Raw genomic sequence first — 19,982 nt, 5'->3', positions numbered from 1 at the left:
CCGGGAAAGGCTCATACACTCCAGGTCACTGAATAATCGCAATCCAGACGCGGTTCATGAACAACCTCATTCCGTTTGTCAGAGCAGGTGAATAAACTGCTGTGTACCTGCCAGCTTGAGACCGCTGCGCAATTTTTTTGCCAGACCATTTCAATTGAATCTCCCTCAGAACCAGACGAAGGACGTTTTATTGCTTCATGCGCAGGTTTAAAAACCAGACTGGCATAGGCGTGGGTATTATTTTGCCATTGACCGTTAGCTGTCCATTGGCTTTCCTTCTTCGTTTCACTGGTCCTATCCGGTAGTAAGGCCTCGCGGTTTCCCGGCGAAAAATAGGCGGTGACCCTTGAGCCCTCGTACAGGGAGGCGTCAAAGCCTTCTCCTTTGGGTAGTAATGGAGGACGTCCAGGAGAATTGATGCACTGTAATTCTTCATCTGAAACGTATTGTTTACTGCCTCCCAGAGTACCTACCAGATGCTGATGAACCACCCAGGGCTCATCATCGTGATGAGCCCGGACATGGAGTTCGCTGCAACTGTAATTATGAGAGTCAGCGGTTAGAATAGTCGCGATGCGATGGTTTCGGCAAAGCTGCATTAATCGCTGCCACTCCTGCCAGTGCGCACGATAATCCTCTCCTGGATCCTTGCCCATTACCAGCGGTAGCGGCGAAATAAGCACTTTATTACTGGCTTTGGAGTTGGCGAGCGACTGTTCCAGCCATTGCCATTGCTCTTCACCTAACAACCAGGCATCGGCATTCTTTGCACTGTTGGTATAGCGGTTATGCAGAAAGAAAAACTCGCTTTGGCCGACGCGCTTCTTATAATACGGGCCTGCTCTGCCAATGGGCCCGTCGGGATTATTTTCATCGCGAGGCTGAGATAAAAAGCCTGGCATAAGCAGCATTTCATGGAAAGCTTTCTCCATATTTTCTCTTCGGCGATATTCGCTTGGAGTTACAGGAGGTTTGGCCTTATTTTGCCCGGTATCATGATCATCGGCTACCGCGTAAACACCATAGGCGAGGTGCGCAAGACCATTGCTAGCCGGTTTGCCAAAATCACTGGCCAGATGCTGCCGAAACGCCTTCAATGAGTCGACCCCCACTTCAAAAACGCTTCTTCCTCGACGAAACAGATTACGCCAGGAGAAGAAAAACTCACCATTAAACAGGTCTCCGAGATGAATCATCATCTGATAGGGTTGGGACTCAATGTCATCTTCTGCACTGGCTTCAAAATTACCTTCATCCGCAATATGTTGATACAGCAACTGAGTATGCGACGCATTGTCGAGATCAAAACAGCGGCCTAGTGCGCCGAATTGCTCGTGCCGCTCCTGGTCGCCGCCCACGGCGATTTTGATAGGCTGGGGATCTTGCCGGGCCGGCGGTGTTCTGATGACAATTTCCCGGCGAGCCGCCGTTCCTGCGGTGCCATTAATCGCCAGAGGGGTTCCTTTATATAAAAGCTCATATCGATAGTTGGTTTTACAGGTTAGCTCATCAAGGTGAAAATGGAGAAATTTTCCTTTTTTCCTGTCCAGGGAAATACTATCGGCATTATGAGCGGAGAATACTTTCTCTGATTCTTCGGAGAAGGGATTAGTGGGAGTCAGTCGAATTTGAAAATCATCGCAAGGGTATTTTTTGTTCAGACGAATTGCAATGCTGCAGGAGACACGATCATCCTCAATTGCCGGTTCTTCTGGGCCCAGATCTATATACTCCAGTTCGCCAAATAAAAGATTTTTTATCTGCGGTACTCGCGGTTCTCCCATATCAGTCACACTTCAGGTTAAATAATATCTGAGAGAGATTATATTCCTGGTTGAAGTGGTTTCAATACATTAAGATTAATGGCGAGTGAGTTAATTTATTTGATAATTATTTTATTGCCCCCCTGCAGTTTGCCCTCCTGCAAGGCATGCGCCGCTTCAGTCAGCAGATTGACCGTGTTAAGATGAATTTTTGGATTGAAAAAGACTACTCCGATTGTTGCTGTGGTTCGCACTCGCCCCACACGAGTCAGATGCTGCTCGCTGGCAATATTTTTGCGGATGCGGTTGGCAACCGCGAGTACATCCGGTTGTTCTTCACAGGGAAGCACAATAACAAATTCCTTGCCGCCCCAATACCCAATCGAGTCTTCGCAGCCGCATGAGTTAATCAGCGTCTGGGTAATTGCCTTCAGTAAATCATTGCCAGCTTCATGCCCGTATTCCGTGACAAAGGCCTGCAGACTATCCACCGATAGCTGAATAAGCCCAAATTCACTTTTATTGAATTTGCTTAATTTCCTTTGATATTCGATTACCTGGGTTATACCTGTTTTATTCCAAAGACGTGTAAGGGGATCCAGTAGTTCTTTTCTTTTTTCTGCGTTTAATTCATGAAGTTTTTTTTCTGGCGGATGAATATGCTGGTGATTTCTTATCTCTGTATCTACTAATGAGGCAATGTCTTTAAGGATTATTTTATCGTGGGAAGAAATTTGTCTAGGACGAGTATCAATAATACATAATGCGCCAATTCGATGCTCATTGACGGTGTGAATGGGACAACCGGCATAAAAGCGAATCGACGGCGACTCGGTCACCAGAGGATTGTCTGAAAAGCGCGGATCTAATTGGGCATCATCAACCACCAGAACATCATCTTTAAGAATGGTATGTCCACAAAAAGAGATATCCCTTGGGGTACTATTGGCATCCAGGCCGATTACCGATTTAAACCACTGAGTTTCCTTGTCAATAAGGCTTATTGCGACAATAGGAACATCAAAAATTTTTTTCGTAAGCCGAGTGATTCGCTCGAAGCCCTGTTCAATGGGAGTATGGAATAAATGGCTGTCGTAAAGGGATTTTAGCCGTTCCGGTTCGTTTTCCGGCATGCCAGGCACTATCATATATCCTCCATTACTATACTTTAATTTTAGAGAACAAAGCCTGATAAAGCAAAATACACACTTAGAAAAAACTGGATTTACACCCGACCCTGTGTTAGTCTCATGTGAACGAGGTCTGTTGACATTTGTTTTGACTTCGATTGCTTCGTGTTTTATTTGAAACAAATGTCAACAATCCTCGGCTTAAGTTATATTCAGTAGGCCTATTTACCATTTATGTCAGACAGGATGAGATATTCTTCACAAATGGTATTAAAATAAGTAAACTGATAATATAGCCTGAGTGGCAACAGCTTTCTCAAGCTGACCTTCCGTTTAAATAACCCCGGACATCCAATTCTTTTAACCAATACATCAAGTGAGAAGTATGAATCTTAGAGAACTCAAGCAATTGCCCATTGCCGACCTTGTCAATATCGCTCAAAAAAAGGGAGTCGAAAACGTTTCCAGCAAACGCAAACAGGATATTTTATTCGCTATTTTAAAAGCGCATGCCGGTGAGGGTGAAGATATTCTGGGCGGCGGTGTCCTTGAAGTGTTACCTGATGGTTTCGGTTTCTTGCGTTCTGAAGATGACTCTTACCTGGCGGGGCCGGACGATACCTATGTTTCCCCAAGCCAGATTCGCCGTTTTGGCCTGCGTACAGGCGATACCGTGTATGGAAAAATACGTCCGCCGAAAGATAACGAGCGTTATTTTGCCTTACTGAAAGTAGATCAGATTAACTTTGACGCTCCCGACAGCGCCAAGCGAAAAATTCTGTTTGAAAACCTTACTCCTCTGTTTGCGACCGAACGTCTGGTTATGGAGCAAGGGAATGGTAGTACTGAAGATCTCACGGCTCGTGTTGTCGACCTCTGTGCTCCTTTCGGGCGTGGCCAGCGGGGTCTTATCGTTTCTCCACCCAAAGCTGGAAAAACACTGATGTTACAGAACATCGCCCATTCAATAGCAAAAAGCTATCCAGAATGTTACCTCATTGTATTATTAATCGACGAGCGTCCTGAAGAAGTAACCGAAATGCAGCGCTCTGTTAAGGGTGAAGTGGTTGCCAGTACCTTTGACGAACCAGCTAACCGCCATGTTCAGGTTGCTGAAATGGTCATCGAGAAGGCCAAACGTCTGGTTGAACACAAGCGCGACGTGGTTATTCTGCTGGACTCTATTACCCGTCTTGCCCGTGCGTATAACACCGTGGTTCCTTCATCAGGCAAAGTACTTACCGGAGGAGTTGATGCCAACGCGCTTCAACGTCCAAAACGTCTCTACGGTGCTGCGCGTAACATCGAAGAAGGCGGCAGCCTGACGATCATCGCCACTGCACTGGTCGACACAGGTTCCAAGATGGATGAAGTCATTTACGAAGAGTTCAAGGGAACCGGTAATATGGAAATTCATCTTAGCCGAAGCATTGCCGAGCGCCGAACCTTCCCGGCGATTAATATCAACCGCTCTGGTACTCGTCGTGAAGATCTGCTGCTGTCTCCTGAAGATCTGCATCGTACCTGGATTCTGCGTAAAATATTACAATCAATGGATGAATGCGATGCGATTGAGTTTCTGATCGAGCGCATGAAAAATCATAAGACGAACGCGGAATTCTTTGATGCGATGAAGCGTCAGGAATAAAAATTGCCAGAGTGCCCTGTGCCTGGGGCACGCTGCTAACCTGCCGTCTTTGCGAACGAAGTGAAGCAATCCAGATCGAAAGTAAGGAACTGGATTGCTTCGCTAACGCTCGTAAAGACAGTTTTTGGTGCACCTAACACCGCGCAGGAATGACAAAATTTCCAACCACTACTTCCTGTTAATCGCCTGCGCAATTGCCATAATATTCTCAAGCTGCATTGCAATCTGCTTTGTATTCAACTGTTGTTTAATATCTTCCCAGACAGTATCCGAGCGAATATATTCCAAAAGATCATATCCAGCCCAGGTGAGCCGTAATAAATGAAAGCCGTGTGGAGAACCCCCCGGTGTTTTATGAATTTTTCCCTGCAATAGACCTGCCTCTTGCAATATTTCGAGGTGACAGGAAATTTCACTCTGCTTATCTGCATCGAAACTGTCCAGAGTCAGTAAAGCATTCGGGGCAAGTTGTTCGATTTTCAGGAGAATCTCCCGAATCATATCCCAATCTCGTTTCATCCAATTATCCCGCCTGTTGTTTATAGTCTTGAGTATAAGCGGAATTTAATAAATATCTATAACAATAAACCTATAGCGGTTTAGTTAGCAGTTCTTCGTTCGTATTGCCAATAGGATACTGCATGATTGAGCAGCACTGTGAAAACTGCCACAACAAATGGAACGCCGAATAAATAGCGCCAGGGTATGATAAACGATAAACCCAGTATATTGTTCGCCACGTAGAAATTGATAGCAATGGCGGTGCACACCGCTAAAAGGCCCGCATAAAAACCGGTAAAAAAGGCTTCGCTGCTTTTGATCCATAGCAGCTGCTTTCTACGCATCCCCAGGGTTTTCAAAAGCCAGGTCTCCTGCTTTTTGCTCCCGCTTTGGGATAACATGGCCAGCGCCGTTATAATCAGTCCTGTTAATAAACCAAAAAACGAGATAAGACTTATCGCCTTGCCGACATTATCAAAAATGGATCGTACCCGTTCAAGAGTAGTTGCGATGTCAATTACCGTAATATTCGGAAACTGTTTCACCAGGCTCATTAAAAACTCACGATTTTCCGGGGGTAAATAAAGGCTGGTAATATAGGTTTTGGGGAAGCTGTCAAGAACCCCGGGTTTAAAGAGAATAAAGAAATTGGGCTTAAAACTGGACCAGTTAAGACGGCGAATGCTGCTTATTTTCCCGCTTATGATTTGATCAGCTATCCTGAAACCGAGTTGGTCGCCAATCTGAACACCTAAGCGATTAGCCAGATCTTCTTCAATGGATATCCCGCTATTCCACTGGCCCGCAATCAGTCGATTCTCATCAGGAAGGGCCTCGGTCCAGGAAAGGTTAAGTTCTCTTTGTAAGGCATTAATTTCCTGAGTTTTGTCTCCCAGCACCTGTCCTACCGGCTGCTCATTAATCTGAATCAGGCGGCCGCGAACCATGGGATAAATCGCGGCGCTTTTGATTGAGTGCTGCTTTAAAAGCTGCTGTAAGGGTGGAATTTGCTGCGCTTCAATGTTGATGAGAAAATAATTGGCCGCATCAGCCGGTAATTGACGCTGCCAGTCAGAAAGCAATTGCGTTCTAAGCAGAAAGAGACTCAAGAGTGCGGTAAGCGCTAATCCCATACCAATAATCTGCAGCGCACTATTCCCTAAATTACGTGAAATACTGATAAAACCAAAGCGCCAGTTTAAATGAATTTGTTTGGCGCTGGCTAACAGGCCAAACCCAACATAGAGAGTAAAGATTACCAGTAGAATAAAAAAGAGACAGCACAGGACAACTACCAGGGTAACCGTCCATGAGCGAGTGTAAAGATAAGCGAGGCCGGCAGAAAGAATAAATGCCAGAATATAACCCTCCAGCATACTGCCCTGTGCCTGGGTGCTTTGTCTTCGGAAGATACTGGCAGGACTCACGTTTTTTAATTTGAGCAAATGGGTAAGACTAAACGCGCCTAGAATCAGGATGCCGGTAGCAAAGCTTAGAAAGGCAGGCCTGAAGCTGAAAGGAGCCTGCATTTCCGGAGTGATTCCGCGCAGCCAGCTGACTAACAGCGGCTGCAGAGCATAGCCCAGGATTATGCCCAAAATACTGGCGAGACTGCCCAGAAAAAGAATGCTTAAAAAATACCAGGTAAGAATATGCTTTTGCGACGCCCCAAAACATCGAAGAACGGCCACGTGCTGCTGGTGGCGCTGACTGAAGCGCAGGCTGGCCATACTGATGGCAACGCCTGCAAGAACCAGGCTCATTAAGGTGCCGAGGTTAAGATAAGCCAGGGTCCGGCTGGTGTTTCTTTCCACCGCCCGATTGCCCGACTTGCTGTCAAACCATTGCTGTTGCTCATTTAAATGCGGCCTGAGATACTCATATAACTGTTCCAGAAGAATTGGCTCGCCACTGATAAGCCACTGATAACGGATATTGCTGCCGGTCTGTATCACTGCGGTTTTGTCTATGTCGCTCTGATTCATCAGAATATGAGGGGAAATATTGAACCAGTCACCCACCTGACCGGGCTCCTCAAGAATAATTCCATCGACTACAAATTCAGCGGCCCCAATCTGTACTGTATCCCCTATTTGCACTGCTAAAGTGCTAAAAAGACGCCAGCCCATCCAGATATGGCCGGCTGAGGGTGCGCTATTACTGGTAAATACCTGCGAGTTATCAATGGATTTACTAATCGTCAGGTGGCCATTTAATGGATAGGGGGTCTGTATTGCCTTGACTTGAGCAAGCTGTAAATTCTCGCCATGACTGACCATTGACAGAAAGCTTTGCGCCTCGCTTTGTCTGAGACCCAATGAAGAGGCTTTGGTGAACCATTCTTTTTTCAGTACCATAGCACTGCTAAGCTGGCGATCCGCGCCCAGCAACTGGGCGGCTTGACGATCCAGCTGATAATTAATCAGCTCACCCAGATTATTTAAAGCGCTGACACAGGCCATTGAAAAAAATAAGGCAAAAGCCAGAAGGCTCAACTCCCCGCTTTTCCATTCTCGTATAAAGCTTCGGAAAAATGCAGGCAGGGCTAGCATTTCAACTGTCCTTCTGCAAGCGGCCAATGCGTATGGCAGCGTGCCGCAAGAGACTCATCATGAGTTACAATCACCAGCGTACTTCGATGCGCTGAATTCAGCTCGAAAAGTAAGTCAATGATGTGCTGCCCCGTTTTTTTATCCAGATTACCAGTTGGCTCATCAGCAAACAGAATCGAAGGGGTGATTGCAAATGCCCGAGCGATGGCAATACGCTGCTGTTCTCCCCCGGAAAGCTGGGAAGGAAAATGATGGGCGCGCCTGGCTAATCCGACCTGATCCAGCCATTGCAGAGCAATGGCCAGTGCATTTTTTCGATTAGTAATTTCCAGTGGTAACATAATATTTTCGAGAGCAGAAAAATTCGGTAATAATTGAAAGGATTGAAAAATAAAGCCAATGCGTTCAGCTCTCAAACTGGCCCGACTATCCTCGTCTAATTGGGTGATATCGGTTTCATTATAATAAACCTGCCCAGAGGTGGGTAATTCGAGGCCGGCCATGATATTTAAAAGCGAGGTCTTACCCGAACCTGACACCCCGGTGATAGCAATTGTCATTCCGGAATTGATTCGCAGGTTAATATCCCTGAGAATAAGCAATTGCTCATTTCCACTTTGAACCTGATAATTCAGGTGATGTAAACTAATCGATTGAATAGGAGATACCATGCCAGGGAAAGTCCTCGCTCTTATATTTTCACTTTTTATGATAGCACCTTTACGAGCCGGTACAGTGTTAATTTTAGGTGACAGCCTCAGTGCCGGTTATGGTATTGCCGATCAGAAAAACTGGGTGGCGCTGCTTGATCAGAAATTGCGTCAATATCCTGGTAATTGGCAAACGGTTAATCTTAGTACCAGTGGGGATACGACCAGCAACGGACTGGCCAAACTGCCGGCTGCATTAAAAAAATATAAACCCGAGATTGTTGTGATTGAACTAGGGGCGAATGATGGTTTGCGCGGCTTGTCTCTTCTGCAAATGAGCAAAAACCTTGAAACGATGATCAATATGTCACGGCAAAGCAATGCCCGCGTGGTGTTATTAGCGACTAAACTGCCGCCCAATTATGGCCAGCAATTCCTGACTCGCTTTGACAAGGCCTATGAGGATCTGGCGCAAAAATATCAGCTCGTTTTTGTCGCGATGTTTTTAGAAGGTGTTGCCGGTCATCGCGAATACATGCAAAATGATAATATTCATCCTAATATGGCGGCGCAGAGTAAAATTCTCGATAATGTCTGGCCGGTTATTGAACCGCTAATTAAAAATAATAATTAGCCGTTGTGAGGTATTAATTTAAGGCATGGTTCCTGCTTAATACAAAACCATGAAACTCGGGCTTATCGACAGGTGAGCCAGAATCCTATACAAGGGGAAACACATGAAAAAAGTTGGATTAAAAGCACTGGCCTGTCTGTTGGGCGCCATGACCTCGATGTCTTATGCGAATCAGCAGTCCTGGAATAGCTGGGTTGCTGGTGTAAGGCAGGAAGCATTATCACAGGGCATTCCGGCTTCCTTGTTTGATCAGGCCTTTGCAGATATTCATGAACCCAGCAGGCAGGTTAAAAGTCTGGCTCGCTCACAACCTGAGCATCGCCTGACCTTCACTAAGTATTTAAATACCCGTGCGGATGCCTATCGTATTGCCATGGGTAAAAAGAATTATCAGCGAAATAAAGAACTGCTGGATCAGGTAGGCCAAAGTTTTGGTGTCGATCCCTGTTTTATTGTCTCATTCTGGGGAATGGAAACCAGTTATGGTACTTACATGGGCGACTTCCCGGTTATCAAATCCTTAGCGACCTTGGCCTATGATTCAAATCGTCAGGACTTTTTCCGTAAGCAATTGATGCTGGCCTTGCACATTGTAAATGATGGCCATGTGAATCTGAAGGATTTTAAGGGGGAATGGGCGGGTGCTTCAGGGCAGCCGCAATTCCTGCCTTCAAGCTGGGTTGAGTACGCGGTGGATTATGATGGAGATGGCCGAAAAGATATCTGGAAGGCCAAGGCGGATGTCTTTGCCTCTATAGCCAATTACATGAAAAAAAATGGCTGGCAAACTGGCGAGCCCTGGGCTATCCATGTACGCCTGCCTGCCAATTTTGACAAAAATCTGGAAGGTAAAACGACTGTGAAGTCGGTCAGCGAATGGAACGCGATGGGCGTTCGCACCACAGACGGTAAACCGCTGCCCTATCAAAATCTCGAGGCCAGTATTGTACAGCCGAATGGCGGTCCGGTATTTCTCGCCTTCCCTAACTATAAGATGATTTTGCGCTACAATAATTCTATCTACTATGCAGGCGCTATTGGTTACATGGCTGATAAAATTTGTGGCAGAGTGAAATAACTGCCAAGCCAGGAAAAGTCGCATTTTGACTTGCCTTCCACGCGAGTGGAAGGTCCCTGACGATAGCCTGGGTTATCACTTGGTTCAATCTTCCCAGCCAGACCATTTCGCCGCTTTTCCAAGGTGAATCATGGACCATTATCTAGATAAAACAGCAAGTCTTACTCCGCAGAGCCGACGGATTATTTGCGATAAAGCCACCGAATATCCGCACACCGGGCAATATGTCAAACCGATAAAACAAGGGACTTATCTTTGTCGCCGCTGTGGTTTGGCTCTGTTTCGCGGCTCAAGTCAGTTTCATTCCGGCTGTGGCTGGCCAAGTTTTGACGACAATATCATTCAGGCAGTTAAACAGGTTGCGGATGCAGATGGTCAGCGGACTGAAATACTTTGTGAACGTTGTGATGCTCATCTTGGGCATGTATTTACTGGCGAACACTTCACGCATAAAAATCTGCGTCATTGCGTGAATTCGGCATCGATTGATTTTGTAGAAAGCGATACGGTGCTTGATACAGAAGAAGCGATTGTAGCGGGTGGATGTTTCTGGGGAGTGGATCATTTTCTCAAGTTACTTCCCGGCGTGCTCAAGGTTGAGGTCGGGTATAGCGGAGGTCATGTGGCAAATCCCGGTTATGAACAGGTTTGTCATGGCAATACCGGGCATTATGAGGCGGCAAGAGTCATTTATGATCGGAATCAAATTGATTATTACTCGGTTATCAAGCGCTTTTTTGAAATTCATGATCCTACCCAGCGAAGCGGACAAGGTCCGGATATTGGGCCGCAATATCAAAGTGCTGTTTTTTATTATGATGATGAACAGCTGGAAACGGTGCAAAAGCTGATTCAATTATTGCAGGCTAAAGGCCATCAGGTCGCTACAAAAGTATTGGAAGCGCAGGTTTTTTGGCCAGCAGAAGGCTATCATCAGGATTATTATCAGAAGCACCACAAGGCGCCTTATTGTCATCGCCCGGTATCGAGGTTTGATTAATATCTCTGTTCGCGGACTGAGGAACCCCCTCACTTTTTCATTCAAAAAATGGTGTCATTTCCGCGTAGGCGGAAATCCATCTAGCAAACAAAGTTAGGAATTATCTTGAGAAATAGATTCCCGCCTTCGCGGGAACGACACGATAATAGAGCTGTTTGAGCAATGTTAAGTCATCCGCTGACTATATAAAAAATGAGGGGATTCCTCAGCTCGCGGTAATTGTGTTATTTTTGCTGGCAACCTGGATTATTCTTTTTCGCGCTGATACACAGAATCGGCTTCCTTGGCCTTGCGTTCATTTTCTTTTAATTGCTGTTCGTTCATTTGCTGCTGCCAGAATTGAGACGCCTGATCACGAAAGCGATTGAACTGGCGAAACAGCTTTCCAAGATGTTCCGCTAACATAGGCAATTTTCCAGGGCCAAACACAATGACCGCGACAATGGCAATGACCAGTAACTCCGCGCTGTTCATGAGTTCTTGCCGTCTTTGTCATCTGGTTTGTCTTCATCATTCATGGCTTTACGAAAGCTTTTAATAGCGCTGCCCAGGTCACTGCCTATATTTTTGAGTTTGTTAGTGCCAAACAAGGCTAGGATGATGAATAAAATGAGTAGTAATGACAAAGGACTGACGCCGCTTAAGCCCATATTAGCTCCTGTTTGTTCGATGAATTAAAGTAATTAAAGCCCCTCCGCAGGCAACCAGAAAGCTTGATAGCCCTAATTGTCGTGGATCCAGTAAACTAAAATAACTTAAAATGCCGATGGCTGCCAGACTTATAAAAATGCCTGTTCCCAACCCCCTGAACCAGAAACTTCTTTTTTGCGGCAGAGATAAATGACTAATCTGATACAGTGAGCGCATTTTTTCTTCTTTGCTAAGCATTAACACCTCGTGCATGAGACGAGGCAGCTGCGGAAGTTGTTCCGCATAGAAAGGGAGATTATCTCTTAGTTGCTGCAGAAAGGCCCGCGGGCCCATTTGCTGCTTGATCCACTTTTCCAGAAAAGGTTTGGCTGTTGCCCAGAGATCCAGCTCAGGGTAGAGTTGGCGTCCTAATCCCTCAATTGCCAGTAATGTTTTTTGTAACAATACCAGTTGCGGCTGAACTTCCATTTGAAAACGCCGGGCCACCTGAAACAAACGAAGAACGACCTGGGCGAAGGAGATGTCCTTAAGCGGTTTTTCAAAAATAGGCTCGCAAACAGTTCGAACGGCACTTTCAAATTCCTCGACCCGTGTATCTCTGGCTACCCATCCCGACTCCACATGCAACTGCGCAACCCGGCGATAATCTCGATTAAAAAAGGCGACCAGATTTTCAGCAAGATAGCGTTTGTCATTTTCATTCAGAGTGCCGATAATGCCAAAATCAATGCAGATGTACTGTGGATCATGCGGATGCTCATAGGAGACAAAAATATTGCCTGGATGCATATCGGCGTGAAAGAAACAATCTCTGAACACCTGGGTAAAGAAAATTTCAACCCCGCGTTCGGCCAGTTTTTTAATATCAACCTGGCTGGCTTGCAGAGTGGCGATATCAGCTACCGGTATACCGTGGATGCGTTCCATCACCATGATATTTTCACGGGTATAATCCCAGAATACTTCTGGAATATAGAGTAAGGGTGAGTTTTGAAAATTGCGCCGAAGTTGGCCGGCGTTGGCGGCTTCGCGCTGCAGATCGAGCTCATCAATAAGATTGTGTTCAAATTCCTGAACAATTTCCCGCGGTTTCAAGCGCTTGCTATCCGCCCAGTAACGCTCGGCCAGATTGGCGATGGTATACATGATGCTCAAATCCTGCTGAATAATTTTCAGCATATTGGGTCTTAATATTTTAACAACGACTTCTTCGCCGGTTTTTAAACGGGCGGCATGGACTTGCGCCATTGAGGCGGATGCCAGCACATTGGTATCGAATTCGGCAAATACTTCAAAGGCGGAGCGCCCATAGGCGGCTTCGATTATCGATAATGCGGTTTTGCTGTCAAAAGGAGGCACATTGTCCTGCAGCTTGCAAAGCTCCAGCGCGATATCCGCTGGTAAAATATCCGGACGAGTTGAAAGCGCCTGACCAAATTTAATAAATATTGGCCCCAACTCCTCAAGGGTTTTGCGAATAGCCTCTCCACGGCTCAGTTTTTCCCTGCGAAACCAGTTCCAGGGGTTTAAATAGACAATAAAGCGGAATGGAGAAAAGAGACGAATGGAGACTATCACACTGTCCAAACCATTGCGCGCCAGGATCGTATTGATATACAGAAGTCTAATCAGTTGCTTAACGGGTTTCATACGCTTTTTTTAATAAATTGAGTTTGGCTTGCAGCCGTTCGACATCCAGATTTAACTGATCAATATCGTGAAAAAAATCATCAATTTCTTCCCGAGGCGGAAACAGACGGGCCTCCTCATGAAGATAATCATTTAAGTTACTGCGCAAAGAGTCTTCTACCCTATTTTTCAAATCCATTCCCTGACGAAGAAAAGACCCTAACTGGTAAGCAATCACATCCCCGGTAAAGCGGGCCAGATGCCCCTCCCAATCAATATCCAGTTCATCAAACAGTTTTTTTACTTTCTCGCCCAGTTCAATGTCGCCTGAAATGTGAATTTTGTCATTGAAAAGTGAGCGTGCCCTGGAGGCAGGAAGAAGGCTTAAACGGATCAGCCCCAGGGGCGAGCTGTGGATTAAAGTATCCGGCTTTTCATCACAATGATCCAATAGCTTAAGACGCCCCTCCTTAAATTCTATAAAAAATTTAATTCCCAGAGTATCTATGGAAATTTCAATGATTTTGCCATTGAGTTCAGCAATTTTACCTGACATGGTATCATCAAGAGACAGAGCCAGGTTGATGGCTTTTTGTAACACTTTTAATGAATATTTCTTAATCATAAAATGCTCTCAATATTTATGGGCAATGTGCAAAGCAACAATACCTCCGCTCAAATTATGATAATGACAGTCTTCAAAACCGGCTTTTTCAATCTGTGTTTTCAATTCTTCCTGGTTGGGATGCATGCGGATTGATTCCGCAAGATAGCGGTAACTGCTGCTATCTTTGGCAAATAACTGGCCCAATTGCGGTAGAACATTGAAAGAATACCAATCATAAATGGGTTTTAATCCCGGTAATACAGGCGTTGAAAATTCCAGTACCATTAATTTGCCCCCGGGCTTGCAAACTCGAAACATCGATCGCAATGCCTCATCTTTATCGGTTACGTTTCTCAAGCCAAAGCCAATACAGATACAGTGAAAACTGTTATCAACAAAGGGAAGCAGCTGTGCATTGGCCTGTGCATACTGTACGTTATGCAGCAATCCTTCGTTAATTAAACGTTTACGGCCTACTTCAAGCATAGCTGAATTAATATCAGCCAGGATGACCAAACCTTTGTCGCCTACCTTCTGGCTTAGTAATCGGGTTAAATCGCCGCTTCCGCCCGCTAAGTCCAATACCGTTTGTCCAGGCCGGACCTGACTGAGCTCGACAGTAAACCGTTTCCACAAGTGATGAATACCAAAGGACATAAGATTGTTCATGAGATCGTAATTTTCAGCGACTGACTGAAAAACTTCCCTGACTTTTTTTTCTTTGTCTTCCCAGGCAACGGATTCAAAGCCGAAATGCGTTTTTTGATGCTTGCTCATGGTTTGTACGATAAAAAAGAATGTACTATGTTAACCGATTCTGTATATAAATGAGTAGCTTTTTCGCTTTTGCCAAAACTTAAAAACACCCTCTATAAATAAGGATTTAATTCAATGGGCGGTTAGCTGCACAAGGCCAATAGGAAGATTATCTGGCACGATAGAAGAAAAAGTTAGTTTTTTAGTGTAATCTCTTGATTGAAAAATCTAAATCTTTTTGTGTATCTTTATTTATCTATGGAAAATTTTAATACGGTCAATGCGGTATATATTGGCAAGGCTGAACGCTTGGCAGAGTTAAATAATGAGCTTGGCGGCGAGACCAGAATCATTGAAAATGTCGTGCTATCACCTCGTGCTATTAAGGCTTGTTTCGCTCTCGATACCTGGTTCAAACCGCAGATCCATCAGTTCACATCCATCAGCGAGGCGGTCAAATTATTAAAACAGGCAGGAAAATACTGGTACCTGCAACCTGCAAGCCATATCCGGCGCTCTCACTTGATTGCCGACCAATTGCGAAAGCTCCCTCCTTTACTGCGTTCCTTCCCTCTACAGGAGGAGGTTCCATCAATCGGAGGCTTTTGTCTGCTTGATCAAAATACGCTCCTCTATAGCGTGGATCGTTTAAAGCCCTGGCCCGCGGGTCACTGTTATTTCATAGAAGATAAGGTCAACCCTCCAAATCGTGCCTATTTGAAACTATGGGAAGCTTTAAGCCTGTTAGACCGATATCCAAGATTAGGAGAAAGTGCTCTTGATTTGGGTGCATCACCTGGAGGCTGGACCTATGTCATGCAATCCCTGGGAACGCAAGTGACGGCTGTAGATAAAGCTCCCCTTGAACCGCGAATTGCTGCCCTGCCAGGTGTCAGCTGCCTGAAGCAGAGTGCGTTTGCGCTTGAGCCTTCAAAACTGGAGAAGACCTACGACTGGGTATTGTCGGATATTGCCTGTTATCCAGACAGAGCATTGACGCTTATCAGAAAGTGGCTGGAGTCTGGTAAAGCGGGTCAAATGATTTTCACAATCAAATTGCAGGGTGAAACGGACTGGGCCACGCTTAAAGAATTGCGCGAGATTGAGGGCTCCTCGCTTATTAATTTGTTTTATAATAAGCATGAGGTGACTTTCTTCTACCCTGGGTTTAATTAAATAGCCCTCTGGCTCACCTCAGACGTTTAAGCGAAAGCAGGTAATGCTCCTCAATATCCTGTGGGGGCATGCCGCGCTGGGCTTGCCACAATGTTTCAGCTAAACATTCCATCATCAGGTGTTCTACCTGTAACTCATCCTGATGCCTGGTCATCAGTTGCTGATAAATAACCAGAATACCGGCTGGGCGATTAGTTGTAACCTGATCACGAATTGCCAGATGCATACCCAGATGCAGGAAAGGATTGCTTTGTCCCATTTCCGGAGTATAAGGTCTGGCCAGATTAGCCTGCGGGTCATCAAGAATGGCATGATATTCAGGATGCGAAAGAATGACATTCACTACTTGCTGCTCTAAAGCAGTCAATGCCTCTTGCTGACAGTATTTTCTCCAGCACTCAAAAAAAACTTGTCGCGTATCCTGAACATTATCCCCATAGAACATGGCATGCCTGCTTTAAGTCAAAATCGCGAGTCTACTGCACATTAGCAATCGGGTCTACGAATAGTGTAAATTACTGTACAGAAATGTTGACAATAGCACATTTGCTGTGAGATATTCCGTTTGCGAGGTTGGACTTGCTATGTGTCATTCCACTGGGTCAATTGGCGACACACTGATTGGCCCTTTCTAAATCAAAATTCCCCCCCCTTGAATAACAAATTTTTGATTATCTGTTGTAATTTTCCGCAATTTGAAATAAAAAAGAAGCTCGACTTGTTTTCAATGGATGGAGATTTATATGTCAGGCTATTCTTTTATCAGCTCTTTCTTTTCTCAGACAGCGCCACAAGCAACGCCAGCTGAGGGGAAATCGGCTGCGAGCAACTCTGAAATGGTTCCTAGCTGTTTTACAAAGCCAGATCACGCATTCTCAGCTTCTTCAGAAGCAGATCGCAAAATATTAACTGACCTCACTGACAAATTTAAAAAGAGACTCCAGGAATATCACTCAGCCAATGTTCTGGGAGTTATTTTACTATCGGCAACCGTTGGGCTTTACATTTCCTCGTATGTATTCATTCCTGTATTTCTTTCCCTGTTTGCGGGTATTGGTGCCGGTTATGAGTTTAAATCAATAGGAGAAAGAGAGAGATTATATAAGCAGGCGCGTGCCGATCTCATTGATGCTTACCAATGGTCCATGGGCGAAGATACCGGTGATCATTGCAATAAGATGAATTGTGATGAAGTAAGAACTCTTATTTATACATTGGGTAATTATGTCCCTTCAGCAACCATTATCACCTGGAAGAATGCCGAGCCTCGCGGAACAGGCTTAGGCGCAATAGCAGCTGCTGTTTCAGCAGTTACATCGATATTTACCACTACGGCTGAGCCTGATGAACAGCAGAAAAAGCTACAAGACTTTTTGGTCTACCTTGCACAGAATCGCCATGTGGATACCTTGGCCTATCAGGTTTATGGAGTGGATGCGAAGGGGATTGGGAAACTGGCCTGGGAAGCCATACAACCGGAACTTCAACGCAGAAAAGATAGCGCTCTCAATTATGCGCAGTCGGTATTTACGCCTAGTTGAATTATAAGTTAAGGCATATTGGGCCCTGGTCCAACAAAGAGGTTGAACCACTTCAGAACTCCAATGTTGGGCCAAGGGCCAACCTGCATGTAAATGCAGCTTCCTGAGTGCTAATCTATGAAGTAACTAACTTCAAACCTATCACAATCATTAGAATGCCGCTGCCAAATTCAATCCGCCGCCATACTTTGGCGCGTGAGAGCACTTCAGAAAAGTAAAAGGTAGTAAAGGTTAATGAGCTGAACCAGATAAAGCTGGCGCTAAGAACCCCGCAGAGGAATAGCAGTTTATGTTCGGGGAATTGGGCACTGCCGCCACCGATAATGACCAGGCTGTCGATTATGGCATGCGGGTTCAACAGACTGAAACCTAGTGCGAGCAGTAAAATCTGCAGGCGGTTACTGACCTGGCTAATCTCCTGCTTAGCCGTCGGAGCCGTCTTAAGCGCTTTTCTTACTGAAGTCAGTCCATAGTAAAACAGAAAAAGAGCGCCAAACCAGGTTACCCATATTCTTAAAGTGGGGTGGAGTTCAAGCGCCTGATTCAAACCAGCAATACTGGCACAAATGAGAATAACGTCACAGAAGAAACAAATGGCTGCCGACAGGACGGCGTGATGGCGCATGGCGCCCTGGCGAATTAAAAAAATGTTCTGTGGGCCAAGGGCAGTAATCAGTGATAAGCCTAATAATAATCCATTGAGATAAATGGGCATAGTATTGGTTAAAAATTAAGGAGGGTTAATTATCGCTAATTTTGCACTATTATTAAACTGTTTTTTTGTGTTTTTCTTCGCTGCATCTTTCCCGAAGCTTTTCTGCTAATTTCAGTTGGCCGAACCGGTTTCTACATAATTTAACCAACTTGATCAATCATTATTTAATGGGCGATAGGCTTTGCTCAGATATCGCATTTTAGTGGCATATTTGCTGCGAAACACGATTGCAAGTTATAGTAGGAGAAGTATAAAATGCAAAACTAATTTTTCCTGCCTGAATGAACCCCGGTTAAGTGATTTAAGGAGGGAGCGTGCGCTCTTTGTTGAAGAATAATGCAAAAATAATAAGCTTTATATTGACCGCTGCAGTTTACAGCCCATGGGGTAATGCCGCTGACGTGCAAGCTGCGGCACAGGTGGCCATTCAGGCTGATAAGCCTGCTGCTCAACAAACCAATTCAGTACCGCAGGAATCTCAACACAAGCAGATTCCAGAGATATTTATTGAAGGCTATTATCCGGAATATCCTCAAACCAAGGCAGCTGAAGGAGTACAGGCGGAATTAATCAAGCGCGGCGAATATCTTGCCAAAATGGGTGACTGCATCGCCTGCCATACCGATGTTAAAGGCAAAACTCCTGCTTTTGCCGGTGGTTTGGAAATTGATACGCCCTTCGGTAAGTTTTACAGCCCTAATATTACGCCGGATAAAGAGACCGGAATTGGAAACTGGACTGAAGCCGATTTTATTCGAGCTCTGAAGGATGGCCGCGATCCACAAGGGCGCAATTACTTCCCAGTATTTCCCTATATTTATTTCTCAAAGATTACCGATGACGATGCCAGGGCTCTTTATGCCTATTTCATGAGCATTCCAGCGGTCAATCAAAAAAATAAATCCCTGCCTTTCCCCTTTAACGTGCCGGGTGCACGCTTCAGCCTCTGGGGATGGAACCTGCTATTTTTCTTCCCTGAAGAAAATGAAATTCCTTATGATCCTGAAAAATCGCCTGCCTGGAATCGCGGACGTTATATCGTTGATGGTCTGGGGCATTGCAGTATGTGCCATACGCCGCTTAATGTCCTTGGCGCGCCTAAAAACCGCTATTATCTTACCGGTGGATTTGTCGATGGTTATTGGGCGCCCAACATCACCCGGCTTGGCCTGCGTTCAGCAAGTCATTATGAAGTCGCTGATGTCTTTAAGTCTGGCGAACTGATTAACAAAGCCGGACCTGTAGCGGGTCCTATGGCTGAGGTTAACCATAATAGTCTCGGTTATCTGAACGAAGAGGATACTCTGGCTATTGCGACCTATCTGAAAACAGTTGAAAGTGCTGAAACACTGGGAGTAGCTCCCTCTGATGCCCAGCCATCACTGAAACGAGGCAAACAGGTTTATATTAACTCCTGTATCGTTTGTCATCAGGACGGCAAAATGGGTGCTCCTCTTAATGGCGATGGTAATAACTGGTATCAGCGCCTGAAAAGCAGCGGACTAACCGGGCTATATCGCCATGCTATTCATGGCTACAATAGCATGCCGGTGAAAGGCGCCTGCGTAACCTGCTCTGATAATGATATTATCTCAGCGACAGATTATATCCTCAATCAATCACTTTCCCGTTCACAATGGCAGGATTTAACCAACAGTGGCGGTGCCAAATATCCTTCCAACGGCAAAGATGTATACAATGAGAACTGCAGCGTATGCCATAAAGACGGTATTCAGGGCGCTCCAAAAATCGGGGACAAAGCCCTTTGGAAACCCATCATTCAAAAGAATATGGATGTGTTAATTGCGGAAATCCTCCATGGTGATGCGCATCCGAAGAATGGCGGCTGCAAACAGTGTACTACTGATGAAATTATTGAGGCGATTAAGTACATGGTTAGTCAATCCAAAACAGAGGGTAACTACTCGCTCTGGTAGAGATGAGAGAATTT

19 protein-coding genes are annotated in these 19,982 nt (G+C 45.3%); 7 read left to right on the top strand and 12 right to left on the bottom strand.

Going from position 1 to position 19,982, the window contains the following annotated elements; all coding sequences use genetic code 11:
* Positions 1–11 precede the first annotated feature (11 nt).
* Both LXA66_RS14840 and LXA66_RS14835 read right to left on the bottom strand, forming a co-directional pair.
* On the bottom strand, positions 12–1,784 hold the full coding sequence (locus tag LXA66_RS14840) for an alkaline phosphatase D family protein (protein WP_233013769.1): 1,773 nt from the start codon (positions 1,782–1,784) through the stop codon (positions 12–14).
* A 95-nt stretch (positions 1,785–1,879) separates the two neighbouring features.
* A complete protein-coding gene (locus LXA66_RS14835; protein WP_233013768.1) occupies positions 1,880–2,911 on the bottom strand; it encodes a sensor domain-containing diguanylate cyclase in 1,032 nt (343 codons plus the stop codon).
* Between the two features lie 367 nt (positions 2,912–3,278).
* Between LXA66_RS14835 and rho the strand changes: the two genes are divergently transcribed.
* The gene (gene rho / locus LXA66_RS14830; RefSeq protein ID WP_058506960.1) at positions 3,279–4,541 is read left to right on the top strand and encodes a transcription termination factor Rho; all 1,263 of its coding nucleotides are present in this window, start codon (positions 3,279–3,281) and stop codon (positions 4,539–4,541) included.
* A gap of 168 nt (positions 4,542–4,709) precedes the next feature.
* On the opposite strand, the gene LXA66_RS14825 is transcribed toward rho, so the two are convergent.
* The 3 genes from LXA66_RS14825 to LXA66_RS14815 all read right to left on the bottom strand — a co-directional run bounded on the left by LXA66_RS14825 (position 4,710) and on the right by LXA66_RS14815 (position 8,265).
* Complete coding sequence (locus tag LXA66_RS14825; RefSeq protein ID WP_233013767.1) at positions 4,710–5,060, bottom strand: DUF2513 domain-containing protein; 351 nt, start codon at positions 5,058–5,060, stop codon at positions 4,710–4,712.
* An 80-nt stretch (positions 5,061–5,140) separates the two neighbouring features.
* Positions 5,141–7,594: an ABC transporter permease gene (locus LXA66_RS14820; protein WP_233013766.1), complete on the bottom strand. Its 2,454-nt coding sequence runs from the start codon at positions 7,592–7,594 to the stop codon at positions 5,141–5,143.
* Positions 7,588–8,265, bottom strand: a complete 678-nt coding sequence (locus LXA66_RS14815; protein ID WP_233013765.1) for an ABC transporter ATP-binding protein — start codon at positions 8,263–8,265, stop codon at positions 7,588–7,590. Before LXA66_RS14815 ends, LXA66_RS14820 begins: the two co-directional genes overlap by 7 nt.
* On the opposite strand from LXA66_RS14815, the gene LXA66_RS14810 reads away from it, so the two are divergent.
* From LXA66_RS14810 to LXA66_RS14800, 3 genes are all read left to right on the top strand, one after another.
* On the top strand, positions 8,264–8,878 hold the full coding sequence (locus LXA66_RS14810) for an arylesterase (RefSeq protein ID WP_233013764.1): 615 nt from the start codon (positions 8,264–8,266) through the stop codon (positions 8,876–8,878). The two genes, LXA66_RS14815 and LXA66_RS14810, sit on opposite strands and share 2 nt — an antisense overlap.
* A gap of 103 nt (positions 8,879–8,981) precedes the next feature.
* Positions 8,982–9,956: a lytic transglycosylase domain-containing protein gene (locus tag LXA66_RS14805; RefSeq protein ID WP_233013763.1), complete on the top strand. Its 975-nt coding sequence runs from the start codon at positions 8,982–8,984 to the stop codon at positions 9,954–9,956.
* Positions 9,957–10,086: 130 nt separating this feature from the next.
* Positions 10,087–10,956 (top strand): bifunctional methionine sulfoxide reductase B/A protein, encoded by an 870-nt coding sequence (locus tag LXA66_RS14800; protein WP_233013762.1) that lies wholly within the window; start codon positions 10,087–10,089, stop codon positions 10,954–10,956.
* 246 nt (positions 10,957–11,202) lie between these two features.
* Here LXA66_RS14800 and LXA66_RS14795 read toward each other — a convergent pair whose 3' ends face one another.
* From LXA66_RS14795 to ubiE, 5 genes are read right to left on the bottom strand one after another with little or no spacing between them, the layout of a single operon-like run.
* On the bottom strand, positions 11,203–11,430 hold the full coding sequence (locus LXA66_RS14795; protein ID WP_058506967.1) for a twin-arginine translocase TatA/TatE family subunit: 228 nt from the start codon (positions 11,428–11,430) through the stop codon (positions 11,203–11,205).
* Positions 11,427–11,606, bottom strand: coding sequence for a twin-arginine translocase TatA/TatE family subunit (gene tatA, locus LXA66_RS14790; protein WP_233013761.1), 180 nt, complete (start codon positions 11,604–11,606; stop codon positions 11,427–11,429). The genes LXA66_RS14795 and tatA overlap by 4 nt, the downstream gene beginning before the upstream one ends.
* 1 nt (position 11,607) lies before the next feature.
* Positions 11,608–13,257: a ubiquinone biosynthesis regulatory protein kinase UbiB gene (gene ubiB, locus LXA66_RS14785; RefSeq protein WP_233013760.1), complete on the bottom strand. Its 1,650-nt coding sequence runs from the start codon at positions 13,255–13,257 to the stop codon at positions 11,608–11,610.
* Positions 13,244–13,861 carry an SCP2 domain-containing protein gene (locus tag LXA66_RS14780; RefSeq protein WP_233013759.1) on the bottom strand — a complete coding sequence of 206 codons (618 nt, stop codon included), beginning with the start codon at positions 13,859–13,861 and terminating at the stop codon, positions 13,244–13,246. Before LXA66_RS14780 ends, ubiB begins: the two co-directional genes overlap by 14 nt.
* Positions 13,862–13,870: 9 nt before the next feature.
* On the bottom strand, positions 13,871–14,620 hold the full coding sequence (gene ubiE / locus LXA66_RS14775) for a bifunctional demethylmenaquinone methyltransferase/2-methoxy-6-polyprenyl-1,4-benzoquinol methylase UbiE (RefSeq protein ID WP_233013758.1): 750 nt from the start codon (positions 14,618–14,620) through the stop codon (positions 13,871–13,873).
* Positions 14,621–14,857: 237 nt separating this feature from the next.
* Here ubiE and LXA66_RS14770 point away from each other — a divergent pair, with 237 nt between their 5' ends.
* Positions 14,858–15,775: an SAM-dependent methyltransferase gene (locus LXA66_RS14770; protein ID WP_233013757.1), complete on the top strand. Its 918-nt coding sequence runs from the start codon at positions 14,858–14,860 to the stop codon at positions 15,773–15,775.
* A 13-nt stretch (positions 15,776–15,788) separates the two neighbouring features.
* On the opposite strand, the gene LXA66_RS14765 is transcribed toward LXA66_RS14770, so the two are convergent.
* The gene (locus LXA66_RS14765; RefSeq protein WP_233013756.1) at positions 15,789–16,220 is read right to left on the bottom strand and encodes a DUF1841 family protein; all 432 of its coding nucleotides are present in this window, start codon (positions 16,218–16,220) and stop codon (positions 15,789–15,791) included.
* A 298-nt stretch (positions 16,221–16,518) separates the two neighbouring features.
* Here LXA66_RS14765 and LXA66_RS14760 point away from each other — a divergent pair, with 298 nt between their 5' ends.
* Positions 16,519–17,316, top strand: a complete 798-nt coding sequence (locus tag LXA66_RS14760) for a hypothetical protein (RefSeq protein ID WP_233013755.1) — start codon at positions 16,519–16,521, stop codon at positions 17,314–17,316.
* Between the two features lie 115 nt (positions 17,317–17,431).
* On the opposite strand, the gene LXA66_RS14755 is transcribed toward LXA66_RS14760, so the two are convergent.
* On the bottom strand, positions 17,432–18,031 hold the full coding sequence (locus LXA66_RS14755) for a LysE/ArgO family amino acid transporter (RefSeq protein WP_233013754.1): 600 nt from the start codon (positions 18,029–18,031) through the stop codon (positions 17,432–17,434).
* A gap of 491 nt (positions 18,032–18,522) precedes the next feature.
* Between LXA66_RS14755 and LXA66_RS14750 the strand changes: the two genes are divergently transcribed.
* Positions 18,523–19,968: a c-type cytochrome gene (locus LXA66_RS14750; RefSeq protein WP_233013961.1), complete on the top strand. Its 1,446-nt coding sequence runs from the start codon at positions 18,523–18,525 to the stop codon at positions 19,966–19,968.
* Positions 19,969–19,982 lie beyond the last annotated feature (14 nt).

It is taken from the genome of Legionella sp. 16cNR16C, assembly GCF_021297775.1.
Taxonomy (GTDB): Bacteria; Pseudomonadota; Gammaproteobacteria; order Legionellales; family Legionellaceae; genus Legionella_C; species Legionella_C quinlivanii_A.
Note: the sequence above shows the minus strand (reverse complement) of the source record. Positions and strands in the feature narration are given on the sequence as shown.